13 protein-coding genes are annotated in these 12,627 nt (G+C 33.3%); 12 read left to right on the top strand and 1 reads right to left on the bottom strand.

Features of this window, described 5'->3' with window-relative positions; all coding sequences use genetic code 11:
* The first annotated feature begins 24 nt into the window (after positions 1-24).
* The 7 genes from AAG068_RS27325 to AAG068_RS27295 all read left to right on the top strand — a co-directional run bounded on the left by AAG068_RS27325 (position 25) and on the right by AAG068_RS27295 (position 6,566).
* Entirely contained in the window at positions 25-1,200 is a 1,176-nt protein-coding gene (locus AAG068_RS27325; RefSeq protein WP_342716541.1) for a S1C family serine protease, read from the top strand.
* A 53-nt stretch (positions 1,201-1,253) separates the two neighbouring features.
* A complete protein-coding gene (locus tag AAG068_RS27320) occupies positions 1,254-1,439 on the top strand; it encodes a CxxH/CxxC protein (protein ID WP_001052827.1) in 186 nt (61 codons plus the stop codon).
* A gap of 59 nt (positions 1,440-1,498) precedes the next feature.
* Positions 1,499-1,978 carry a 23S rRNA (pseudouridine(1915)-N(3))-methyltransferase RlmH gene (gene rlmH / locus AAG068_RS27315; protein WP_266132488.1) on the top strand — a complete coding sequence of 160 codons (480 nt, stop codon included), beginning with the start codon at positions 1,499-1,501 and terminating at the stop codon, positions 1,976-1,978.
* Between the two features lie 118 nt (positions 1,979-2,096).
* Positions 2,097-3,596, top strand: a complete 1,500-nt coding sequence (locus AAG068_RS27310; RefSeq protein WP_000611313.1) for an Eco57I restriction-modification methylase domain-containing protein — start codon at positions 2,097-2,099, stop codon at positions 3,594-3,596.
* A 162-nt stretch (positions 3,597-3,758) separates the two neighbouring features.
* Complete coding sequence (locus AAG068_RS27305; protein WP_170964299.1) at positions 3,759-5,255, top strand: GmrSD restriction endonuclease domain-containing protein; 1,497 nt, start codon at positions 3,759-3,761, stop codon at positions 5,253-5,255.
* A gap of 272 nt (positions 5,256-5,527) precedes the next feature.
* A complete protein-coding gene (locus tag AAG068_RS27300) occupies positions 5,528-6,247 on the top strand; it encodes a DUF1643 domain-containing protein (RefSeq protein WP_342716539.1) in 720 nt (239 codons plus the stop codon).
* A gap of 13 nt (positions 6,248-6,260) precedes the next feature.
* The gene (locus tag AAG068_RS27295; RefSeq protein WP_342716538.1) at positions 6,261-6,566 is read left to right on the top strand and encodes a hypothetical protein; all 306 of its coding nucleotides are present in this window, start codon (positions 6,261-6,263) and stop codon (positions 6,564-6,566) included.
* Positions 6,567-6,703: 137 nt separating this feature from the next.
* On the opposite strand, the gene AAG068_RS27290 is transcribed toward AAG068_RS27295, so the two are convergent.
* Complete coding sequence (locus AAG068_RS27290; protein ID WP_342716537.1) at positions 6,704-7,156, bottom strand: hypothetical protein; 453 nt, start codon at positions 7,154-7,156, stop codon at positions 6,704-6,706.
* A gap of 248 nt (positions 7,157-7,404) precedes the next feature.
* On the opposite strand from AAG068_RS27290, the gene AAG068_RS27285 reads away from it, so the two are divergent.
* The 5 genes from AAG068_RS27285 (at position 7,405) to AAG068_RS27265 (ending at position 12,512) form a co-directional block, all read left to right on the top strand.
* The gene (locus tag AAG068_RS27285) at positions 7,405-7,914 is read left to right on the top strand and encodes a hypothetical protein (RefSeq protein WP_332278591.1); all 510 of its coding nucleotides are present in this window, start codon (positions 7,405-7,407) and stop codon (positions 7,912-7,914) included.
* 268 nt (positions 7,915-8,182) lie between these two features.
* Complete coding sequence (locus AAG068_RS27280) at positions 8,183-8,611, top strand: hypothetical protein (RefSeq protein ID WP_215558981.1); 429 nt, start codon at positions 8,183-8,185, stop codon at positions 8,609-8,611.
* Entirely contained in the window at positions 8,604-10,208 is a 1,605-nt protein-coding gene (locus AAG068_RS27275) for a DNA primase family protein (RefSeq protein WP_342716536.1), read from the top strand. Before AAG068_RS27280 ends, AAG068_RS27275 begins: the two co-directional genes overlap by 8 nt.
* Positions 10,209-10,462: 254 nt before the next feature.
* Positions 10,463-12,109, top strand: coding sequence for a recombinase family protein (locus AAG068_RS27270; RefSeq protein ID WP_342716535.1), 1,647 nt, complete (start codon positions 10,463-10,465; stop codon positions 12,107-12,109).
* Positions 12,110-12,221: 112 nt separating this feature from the next.
* Positions 12,222-12,512, top strand: coding sequence for a hypothetical protein (locus AAG068_RS27265; protein ID WP_087986482.1), 291 nt, complete (start codon positions 12,222-12,224; stop codon positions 12,510-12,512).
* The last annotated feature ends 115 nt before the right edge of the window (positions 12,513-12,627 follow it).

Here is a 12,627-nt window from a genome sequence, read left to right as displayed (position 1 = left end):
TTTCAGGAAGATAGGTGAACAAATATGTCCTTTATTGATGAAGAAAATTATCGTATGAAACGTGCAAGAAAAAAGAAGCATAAAGGTATTGTTATTTCTAGTATAGCAGGAACAATTGTAGGAGCTTCGTTATTTGCATTTGGAGCTCCTTTGTTTTCAAATGATGCAGGCGCGTTTCCACAAGCGGAAGCAAGTGGAAGTAATATGGCCCAAGCACAAGGAATTAAACAGATTAGCTTTGTGGATGCTGTTGATCGTGCGTCTGAAGCTGTTGTTGGCGTTATTAATATTCAGCGAGATAATTTTTCAGAGGCAGATTCAGAAGCTGGTACAGGATCAGGTGTAATTTATAAAAAGACAGATGGCCAAGCTTACATTGTAACGAATAATCATGTTGTTGCTGGGGCGAATCGTATCGAAGTAAGTTTAAGTGACGGTAAGAAAGTTCCAGGAAAAGTATTAGGAACGGATGTAGTCACAGATTTGGCTGTACTAGAAATAGATGCAAAGCATGTGAAAAAAGTAATTGAAATTGGCGATTCTAATGCGGTTCGTAGAGGAGAACCGGTCATTGCGATTGGAAACCCGCTCGGGCTACAATTTTCTGGAACTGTCACACAAGGCATTATTTCGGCTAATGAACGTATTGTCCCTGTAGATTTAGATCAAGATGGGCATTATGATTGGCAAGTAGAAGTATTGCAAACAGACGCAGCAATTAATCCAGGTAATAGTGGTGGTGCGCTTGTAAACGCAGCAGGTCAATTAATTGGTATTAATTCAATGAAAATTGCTGCAAAAGAAGTAGAAGGAATTGGACTAGCCATTCCTGTTAATAGAGCTGTTCCTATTATGAATGAATTAGAGAAGTACGGAAAAGTAAGAAGACCATATGTTGGAATTGAACTTAGATCGTTAAATGAGATTCCGAATTATTATTGGTCAAAAACATTGCATTTACCAGGCAATGTAACAGAGGGAGTTTGCATTTTAGATGTGAAAAGTCCTTCACCAGGTGCAGATGCTGGTTTACGAGAACATGATGTGATTGTAGCAGTAGATGGAAAACCAGTTCGTGATATTATCGGATTCCGTACGGCCTTATATGATAAAAAAATTAATGATAAAATGACTCTTACATTTTATCGTGGTACAAAACGAGCAACAACAACGGTTAAACTAGGCATTCAAAAGTATTAAAAACAGGAGGGCCTACCTCCTGTTTTCTATTGTAGAAAAGTGAGGTGAAGAATATGAATTTACCTTGTTGTTTAGAACATGTTGAATTAGCTTTAGATATTATTGTGGATGAGTGTGAAGTTGCACCGGTTATCAACAATGTGGATAACTCAGAAAAAGAGAAAAAAACATGTGAATTTTGTCAAAATGAGGCGACATATGTTGTATCGAACACAGATTCTCACACAATATGTGGGTAAAATTTGTGGATATGTGGATAAGTTATGTGGATAACATGTTTGTAAGGTGGGGAATACGTGTGAATATCTCGATTATTTCAATTGGGAAATTAAAAGAAAAATATTTAAAACAAGGTATAGCAGAATACTTAAAACGATTATCTGCATACGCAAAAGTAGAAGTAATCGAATTGCCAGATGAAAAGGCGCCAGAAAATTTAAGTGAAGCAGAAATGTTAATTGTAAAAGAAAAAGAAGGTATACGTATACTGGATAAAATTTCTGATAATACGCATGTCATTGCGTTAGCGATAGAAGGAAAACAAAAATCATCAGAAGAATTTGCGGTAAGTTTAGATCGTCTTGCTACATATGGAAAGAGTAAAGTTGCCTTTGTAATTGGTGGATCACTTGGACTAAGTTCAGAAGTAATGAAGCGTTCAAACGAATCACTTTCTTTTTCAAAGATGACATTACCACACCAATTAATGCGATTAGTATTGCTGGAGCAAGTGTATAGGGCGTTTCGTATTAATCGTGGGGAACCGTATCATAAGTAAATGAGGTTTTTCGCTTGAACTGCAGAAATGTAGTTCAAGCTTTTTTAGTACTCAAAATTAGCAATTTAAAGTAAGTCGTAAATCATTTATAATTATAACTTAATGGAGGTTGTGTTTGATGATTAACGTTTTACTAGAAAAAATTAATAAAAGATCCATTGAGACAACTTCTGATGAAACTAGAGTTCAACTCAAAGAAAAAAATGATCAGTACTTCACACCAATAGATATTGCTGATTTCATGAGCTCGATGTTTAAAGAAGTTAAAAAAAATGAGATAAATATATTAGATCCGGGCTGTGGCATAGGAAACCTTACTGCTGCTTTGATTTTTAAAATATGTAATTGGAAAAGAAAACCTAGAGCTATTAACATTGAGCTATACGAAGTCGATGACACGTTATCAGACAAGCTCGATGAAAATTTATTAGATTTAAAAAACTTATGCAAAGATAAAGGAATCACTTTGAATGTTAAAATAAAATATACAGATTTTATTTATGCAGGATTGAAAAAAATTAATGAATCTGAGAGTAGATTTGATTACATTATCTTAAACCCACCATATCGTAAATTAAACAGTGATTCTAATCATAAAAGAGCCCTATTACAAGCAGGGATTGACGTCCCTAACCATTACGCAGCTTTTATAGCTATTGCAAATAAACTATTAAAAAATAAGGGACAATTAGTATGTATAGTTCCTAGGAGTTTCTGCAGTGGAGCGTATTTTAAATCGTTTAGAGAAGCTTTGATTATGCATACTAAAATAGACCGTATTCATATTTTTAAGTCTAGGAAAGACCTTTTCTATGACGAGGTTTTGCAAGAAACAATTATTTTATCTTTATTCAAAGATACTCAAAAATATAATGATAAAATTCAAATAACGGAATCACTAAAAAATGATTTCGCTGAAACAAAACGTACATTTAAGCGTTTTGACAATGTTGTCTTTCCCACAGATACAGAAAAGATAATTCGTATTATTCATACAACAGATAAAGCGATAGTAGATAAAATGCATTCTTTACCATGTGTTTTATCTGATTTGGGAATTAGTGTGTCTACAGGACCTATAGTTGATTTTAGAGAAAAACCAGAAAGCTTAAGGTTTGAGGCTGATTTTTGGTCATATCCTATGATTTATCAAGATAATTTTGAAAATGGATTTATTAAATGGCCAATTGAAAGTGAAAAACCAGGAGTAATTGTAGAAGACGATAAGAACTATAAAAGATTGCGACCTGCTGGAGTCTATGTTTTAGTAAAAAGAATGACTACAAAGGAAGAAAGAAAACGAATTGTTGCAGCTATATTTGATAATACAGATAACCCAGAACAGAAAGTAGGATATGATAATAAATTAAACTACTATCATATTGATCATAAAGGTCTTTACAGTAAAAGTTTTGCCAGAGGGTTATGTTTATACCTTAACTCTTCAATGGTTGACTTTTATTTCAGGACGTTTAGCGGTAACACACAAGTAAATGTCTCAGATTTAAAGTCATTAAAATATCCGAGTAAATCAGATTTGGAACGAATTGGAAAGGGAATAACAACCTTACCCTCTCAAAGTAAAATTGATGAAATTGTAGAAAATATTTTTAATTAATGCCTCTAGGTTTTCATAGCCTAGAGGTATTTTTTTATTTGGCTGATTTTTTTATTTTTATTTTTTTATTTGACTTATTGAATCAGTCGTATTATCATGACTGATATAAGGTTTTATTTTCCAACAAGAGACTTATTGAATCAGTCAGAAGGGAGATTTTTTATGATCGGTTTAGAATTAATAGTTAAGCTAAAGGGCATGGAATTCAAGGAGGTTGCAGAATTTTTAGAGCTTGCACCTCAAACTGTAAGCGATTGGGTGAAAGGAAAAAGAAAAGTACCTTCAAAGAGGGCTTTTCAATTGGCAAATCATTTTAGCGTAGATGCAGATTTAATTGGCAAGGAAATTGATAAGGAAGATGAAATGAAGATTTACTATTCTTTAGGAAAAATATATGACGGAATAGGGATGCGTTCGGCGTTAAATGAAGGCAATATTGAAATTGGGGAGGAAAATGAAATGACTTATGAACAATTATCTCTTATATCTGATGAGGAATTAGATATTACTAATGTGGGGACAGTGAAAGATTTAGAGGATCAGATTAGTGAAGAGCGTAAAGAATTAAAAACTGAAACCAAAGATGTTACTATTTCAGAGTTGATGAATATGTATGCAGTTAGGAACGTGTTAGACATTCATCCAGAATTTCAGCGATTATTTAGATGGTCAATGAAACAAAAAACAAAACTAATTGAGTCTATTATATTAGGCATTCCTATTCCTCCCTTATTTGTTGCAGAAGATGAGAATGCAGCTTGGGATGTAATTGACGGTGTTCAACGACTATCAACGATTTTTGAGTTTTTAGGAGTACTTCGTGATGAAGATGAAGAATTAGTTGAACCAAGTGTATTAGTAGGGACTGAAAAACTGAAAGCCCTAGAAGGTAAAGTATGGAATACTAAGCACCCAAAACATACACATCGCTTTTCTTTTGAGCAAGGGAAAAGCTTAGCTAATAAATTCTTAGGGGCGACATTGAAAGTAATTGTCGTGGGGAATGAAAGTAATCCTAAAGCTAAATATGATATTTTCGATAGATTGAACACAGGAGGCAGTAAACTAACAGAACAGGAAGTTAGGAATTGTTTAGCAATTATGATAAATAGAAACTTCTATACATGGCTAAGAACACTTTCACTGAATCCAACTTTTGTCTCAACATTACCTATTAGTGATAATTTAGTAAAAAAACAGAGGGATATTGAATATGTTTTAAGGTTTATGATTTATCGCAACATTGACCAATCAGAGTACAGTTTAACGGATGATATTCATGATGTGCTAACTGAAAAAATGCAGGATTTATGTTTAGAGGATAGTCTAGATTATGTGAGAGAAAAGGAAATATTTGATAAGACGTTTGAACTGTTAAATGAAGCCCTAGAAGGGAATGCATTTAAAAAATATTTTAAAGAGGAAGAAAGGTTTAAGGGAGCTGTATCATTATCAAGCTTCGAAATCATTGCAATCGGTATCGCTGAAAATTTAAACTACATCACTTCTTTAGATAATCCTATTGAATATATTGCTGATAAGGTGAAAGAATTATATTCCTCTGAAGAGTATAACAGTATTCAAAATGTTATCAGTGGTCGGGCTGTAACAAGATTTACAATTTTGACGGAATTAGGGAAGAAATATTTCGCTCAATAAATGATTTGATTCAGATTTCGAATATATATTATAAAGGTGAAATAATGAGCCCAGGTGTTTTTATACCTGGGTTATTATAGTTTTAGGAGGTAAACATGGGAGGAGCAAAACAAGTAAATATCATGTCATTTAAATTAGTAAATGGATTAAGTGTGTATTACAAAGAACGTTCATTAAGTCACCAAAAGATAGTTATTAGTTAATGAAGGAAACAGAAAGTAAGTATTTTATCTTTGCTTTACTTAACAATAAAAATAAGCAAGTATTAATTAATGTCTGCCACATTGGGGGATTATCTATCTGGAAAAACAAAATCCAGCAAAGAAGATATACAGGTCAGTAAAAGATTAATGGAGGCTGGAAAAGTCATTGGTATAGACGCCTTGAACCACATAATCGTAAGTAATAATAGCCACACTTTTTTAAAAGAAAAAGTTATAACTGAAAGGGGTAAAAAATCAGTGGAAACAAAAAAAGGTACGATGAAAACAGAAGTCACTTATGATGATGAAATGAAAAACAAATATCTTATTAGGAAAGAGTGGGACAAGAACAGGAAAAAAGCACTTGTAATCATGAAAAAAGCAGGTCAGGCGTATGAAGTTGCGCAAGACCAAACGACGATGTATGTCATTAATAATCTTTCGAAATTGGGTTACGGTGTTGTAGAAATTGCAAATTTATTTTCAACAGTTGAAGGAGTTGAAATGAAAGAGTCTGTTGTTGAAAATTTAAAATGTATTCAAGAAGCTATCGCAAAAGTGGATGATGTTATTATTGCGGTTGGAAAAGGGGTAGAGACAAACAAGAAGGCTGTTGAACGGTTAAACATGATTTTAGCCATATTGCTAGATAAGAAAGCAAACATTCTTCAAATAGAAGCGCATTTTGGTCGAAAAGGTTTCCATCCTCTTTATCCTGCCCTGAAAAATCGTTGGAAATTAGTACCACACGACGATACCATAATGTCAACCAATAATATTATTATTTGAAAGGAGTCACGTCATGTTTGGTTTCGAGCAATTGATAGATTTTATGGAAGAGAAATTCGGTATAATAGTTGAATTAAATGAGGTAGGAGAGGAAACAGTACTTCTATATCATGAGGAACTAGACGAGAAACTCATTTCAGAGGATGTATTGGAAATATTACCGAATCCAGTTTCATTTCAAACGTATATATACAATGATGAATCAGAGTGGATTATTGGAGTTGCTTTAGGGGCAGAGTCCAATAATCCACTCTTTTTATTTTGCTTACAGGATGGTGTAAAGGTGTATCAAGAAATATATACAAAAGACCAAGAATAGAAAGAGATATATCTTAAAACTCGAACTAAATATATGAGGAGGAACTCATTGAGAAGATTCTTGAATGCCGAAATAGATATAAGCGAAGATGATGTGCATGAGCGGGTGAAGGGGAAAATATGTCTCTTCACCATCAATCATAAACCATTCTTATGGATATCCTCTCTAATTTTTCTCACATATTTATAGAAATTATCTATGGTAAAGTCTGTGGAAAGATTAGGGTTTTCTTTTTTTTGCTGCTGAAGGTATTCAAATAGCGTCTTTATGGATTTTGCCTCTTCTAATCCCAGTCTAGCCAATTTTTCATTTTCTATGACTATTTTTTTTATAAAGGTAACTGTTTGCTTATTCAACTTATAGGGTCTTCGTATTCTCTTTATGGAAGGAGGAACAATTATCTCCTCAATATGCTTTAATAAATCAGCCTCTGGTGCTAAGTTAAGCTTAAATATTTTTTGTTGGCATTCATTTATAATCTTATCAATTGTTCCTCTGCTTATGTTCAATCTTCTGCTAATTTCCCTTTTGGCATGCCTTTTTATAAACCAAAGGTCAAAAACTTCTCGCCTTTTATCTAAAGTAATCATTAATGCTATCTCCCTAGTCGTTTTATCTAATTATATCAGTGTTCAATTTTAAATTACAAATTGGTATTCGCATAATTATAATGATGAACTCCGAACATATTATTGTGACCATTATAGTTTAATCAATAATGGAAAATGTATGGTAATGCTCATAGCGTAAGGGTTTACGTATCAATCGTGCATATACTATTAGTCTTTCATAGTATTGAATGTTAATGGTTACAAAAACAATTAGGAGGAAAAGAACAATGAAAAAAAATTCAAACTATCAAACAGCAATATCAGTACTTTCATATGCAAGAGAGGACCACTTTGATGGAGTGAACGCCTTATATAGATTGGGAGCTATCTTAGAATTAGATTCAAGTATGTCTCAGGATGGTTTAGAACGCTATCTTAAGAAATTGAAAAAACAACTAGAGGAGCTAAGTATTTGTCCAAATAGAATCCTTATTTCCGGAAATCATGTTGAAATTGATTGGTATCCAAAAGGATATCAAATGGTCATGAATCGAGGGCAATATGCAGGGTTATTTCTTGAGTTTGCCAAGTATTTAAATGAGTGCCCAATTCAAAATATTCGTATTGGAGATGGATGTGTTGATGACGATCCAGATGATTTAGTAAAGAGCGCATTAAATGGAGAAATAAATTTCTTTCCGGAATTTAATGAAAAATGTTTTGGTATCCAAAATGGTGAGTCAATAGAGATTCTGAACTGTAACCCCAATTATGGGATAAGTGAACTATGGCGCTAAATAAAATAATTCGCTTAAAAGGGGATGTTCTAGTAGCCGAAAAGAAAGAGCTAACAAATGCTCTTTCTTTTTAAATTTTTAGATGTGTAAGAATTTCAATTCGCATAACAAAAAATGTGAATTCCGAACAATATATTATAGGCCCCATAGAAATATAATAGCGAACAATTAAAAAATCAACTTTAATCATAGTGCTATTAACTAAAAAGGATGAAAGAGTCGTAAAGTCTAGGGGACTCATAGATTAATTTAAGAAGAGGTGGATTAAATGTTTAGTTGTAGTCCAGAAGAGTTAAGAAGATTAATTGAACAACGAAAAAACAATCCTAATGGATTAGAACCAATTTCAGGTGAAAAGGTGGACTTGGTTATTTACCGGTTTGAAATAATTAGGTTTGAAACGTTTAGAGTGAAATCAAATCAATACAATATTGTAAAGTTTTTATTTTTATTATCAAATGAACATGAAAGTTTTGAAGAAGAGCAAATTTTCTCATATGACGATGATATGAGTTTTACGAAAAGGTACGATGAGTTCCTGCAACAATTTGCTAATTTCGTTGAGTTGAAGGATGATATTGAGTTTGAAGATTTTGTGGGCGAAAAAGGGACCTGCCATATTATAAATGTTTATGAGAATTTAAAGGTATATAGAAAAATTATGATTAATTCTTTGGAGGTAAGCGAAAATGAATGAGGTGATTAAGCCATTTACAATAAAAAAACTGTATGTTATGGAAAAACATAAGCAATTAAAAGAAATGCTAGCCAGTTTAAATGAGGGTTCAACAGCTAGCGATTTCTTTAATGCAATTCGAGGTATCAAAGGTCATAATACACAAGATATAGTTAATTGTTTGTTAGCAAACTCCTCTTTTTATGAAAAAGATATTAACAAAGGTGAGTATGAAGAGTCCGAACGTATCAAAAAAATTCGTGCTGAGATTTTAGATGTAATCCATACTTCAGAGGCTATTCAAACAGGATTTTGTTATGATGAAAAAAAAGAAAAATTTTATTTTAATGCTAACTTATTTGCTGATTACTTCTTACAAAGAGTTATTACCTGCTGTGATCAACATGGCATACTTTACGTTTACAATCATAAAGGCTATTATCAAGAATGTAATAGTGTCCAATTAGGGAAAATCATACGCACACTGATGAATGAAGGGTTGGCAAATAGTTGGAGAAGCGGTTATGAAAAAGAAGCCATACAAGCGATTCAACGTGAAGCTGATTATGTTGAAGAGCTAAATCCATATAATGACTGGATTAACTTAGAGAACGGTATGTATAATTTAACCACTTATACTCTAGAGCCGCATCACTCTAAATATCTATCAACAGTTAGAGTTCCTATTCATTTTAATGAAACTGCAACTTGCCCAAAGTTTTTACGTTTTATGAAAGACATCACAAACGACAATGAAGAACTGATAAAAGTTCACCAAGAGCTACTGGGTTACTGGTTAACAACAGAAACCCAGTGTGAAAAGGCAGTGTATTACTATGGTCGCGGTGCTAATGGTAAGAGTGTTCTTGCAAATCTAGTATCCATTCTAGTAGGTTCAGGGAATGTAAGTAGTGTACCATTATCGCAGTTTAGTAAAAATTTTGGCTTAGAGGGTATCATAGGCAAGACTTTAAACATTGCGGCAGAGAATGAAATGCAGGGCTCCAGATTAAACACGGAGGCATTCAAGTCCATTGTCAGTGGTGACGGTATTACAATTAATATCAAATACCGTTCACCTATTGTGAATTATAAGTCGAAGTGTCGTTTGCTCTTTTTAGGTAATGAGTTACCTGATACAACGGATTTAACACAAGGTTATTTTCGTAAACTTGTGATTATACCGTTTAAGCGAACATTTACAGAAGCAGAACGTAACAGAAATTTATTAGAAGAATTGAAAGAAGAATTACCTGGAATTTTTAATTGGGCGATTGAGGGGTTGAATCGTTTAAAGAAGCAGAAATATATTTTTAGTCATTCAAAAGTAATTGAAGCTGAAATGAGTAAATACAGATTAGCTCAAAATCCAGTGTTACATTTCTTTGAATCATCTATAGAGATAGAAGTGGGTTCGAAAATCAGAAGACCATCATTGTATGAAGCTTTTCAGAAATGGAGCCATGAACAAGGAATGGATAGTTCAGCATTAAGAAGTAGACAACGCTTCTTTAAAGACTTTGAAAATGTGTTAGATAGTAAAGGGATTATCTTGAATCAAAAAAGGATTAATGGTTATGAGTACTTAGTTGATATTTCTATAAAAAATTTCAGCTAGGGGGCGGAAGTGTCGAGGGGAAGTTAAATTTTAATTTTTTTAATTCGTTAAATCATCTATTTTGTAGACGGTTTATTTTTTTTGTCTTTATTCTTCCCTTTGACCCCTAAATGTAATGAAAAAGAAAAGAAATATATATTATAAATGGGAGGTTAGCTCATTGGAAAATGAATTGAAAGTTCAAGAAGTGTTAGATATTTTAACGTCTATGATTTTAACGACTGTGCAAAAAGAAAAAGTGGGGGAGATATATAATGAGAAAAAGTGAGCTTACTAACCAAAAGATAGTCGCCATTTATGCTAGGGTCTCAACAACGGAACAAGCTGAAGAAGGATACAGTATAGATGAGCAAATAAGGGTTTTAAATGAACTTTGTGAGCGTGAGGGTTATTTTGTTTATGAAGAGTATATAGATAGAGGGATTAGTGGAAAAAACATATCGGGTCGACCAGCAGTACAACGCTTACTTATGGATGCCGAACAGAAGAAGTTTGATGTTGTGCTAGTATGGAAAATGAATCGCCTAGCACGTAAAAGCTTAGATTTAATGAACATTGTTGAAAAATTAAATAGTAAAAATATTGCTTTTCGTTCTTACACGGAAAAATATGAAACGGAAACTTCTACTGGTAAATTACAGTTTCAACTGATGGCTGCAATAGCTGAATATGAGCGGAATAACATAGCTGAAAACGTTAAAATGGGAATGATAGCGAGAGCTAAAGAGGGTCGATGGAATGGCGGTCAAGTATTGGGATATGATGTTATAGAATGCGAAGGTAGCAATAAGAAGCGGAAGAATACTCAGTTAGTAGTAAATGAAAAAGAAGCATATATAATCCGTACTATTTTTAAAATGTACACCTCTGGTCACGGCTACAAATCAATAGCGAACACGATTAACAAACTTGGTCATCGTACAAAGAAGGGTAAAACATTTTCATTAAATGCGATTAAAATAATTGTAACTAATCCAATTTACGCAGGCTATATTCGATACAATGTTAGGCGAGATTGGAGTGAAAAAGGACGCAACAACATTAATCCAGCACCAATTATTCAAAAGGGAGAACATGAACCGATTATTTTAGAAGGAGTGTGGAATGTTGCCCAAAATGTTTTTAAAAGTCGTTCATGTAAGCCAAATCGTGTACATGATGGTGAGTTTCCACTGACAGGTATTATGAGATGTCCAGTTTGTGGAGCTGGGATGGTCATTAGTCGAACTACGAACAAATTAAAAGACGGTACAAAGCGAGTACTTGAATATTACGTTTGTGGCGCATGGAAAAATAAAGGCACGTTAGTATGTCGCTCCAATGGTGTACGAACAGAGTATGCGGATGCATTTGTATTAGATAAGCTTCAACGATTAATGCGTAGTGATAAACTTATTAAAGAGCTAGTCAAAAGTGTGAACAGCCGTAATGAAAAGATGTTTGCACCGTTGCAAAAAGAATATAATATGTATGCCAAACAGATGAAAGAATTAGAACAAAAAATGTCTAAAACATTTGATGCTTATACAGACGAGTTGATTTCTAAAGTAATGTACGCAGAAAAGGCGAAAAAGTTAGAAGAGCAAATACAGCAATTAAAAGAGCTGATGGAGCCTTTAAGGAAACAAATACAAGGAAATACAGCGAAACATGTTTCATATAAGCTGATTAAAGAAGTATTGTTAAATTTCTCAAAGGCTTTCCAAAGTGCCTTGACTAGAGAGCAGCGTAAACGGTTGTTACATCTAATTATTCATAAGATAACTATTAGGGAAGATAGAAAAATTGAAAGCATTCAGTTGAAGCTAAACAATGGCATACTGAAAGAATTAAAAATGGGAGCAGATGACTTATCTAATGATGAGTCATCTGCTCCTTTTTCTATTTTAATTGCAATTTAAAGGGGGTGAGTAAATGTAAGATACTTCTGGTTTTATGGGCATTTCAGAATGAAGGAATGAAAGATATCCTCTTTTTCTATATCAAATTAATAATAAGAAGGAGCAAAAATATATGAGTGTTATTAGGCTATTTAGGAACTATATTAAGGTACATCATCCGCATTTAGTAGGAAAGGATTGGATAGTGGATGTTAAAGTCATATCTGCAGCAGACATCAAACACGAGAATGTTAAGGCTATTATTCCCGGTGGAATCACACAAGAACTAAAATGTTGGGTATTCTACTATGATGAGGGTACATCAAACGTTGTATATCTATTACAAGACAAGCGTGGTTCACAGGATATTGGCATGGGCCTACTAAAAGAAGGAGAATTGATTAAGCCTATTAGCTTTGTGTAAGATACTGTCAACTGATAAAGCATACCCATGAAGGTGAAAACATGTTATCAAGATTAGGACTATAAAGAGTGTAGTCTCTTTTTTATGTTCAATTTCACTGAAAAGGAGGTGACAA

Source organism: Bacillus paramycoides (genome assembly GCF_038971285.1).
Lineage (GTDB): Bacteria > Bacillota > Bacilli > Bacillales > Bacillaceae_G > Bacillus_A.
The sequence above is the reverse complement of the archived record's forward strand: the minus strand, read 5'-3'. Positions and strand labels throughout refer to the sequence as shown.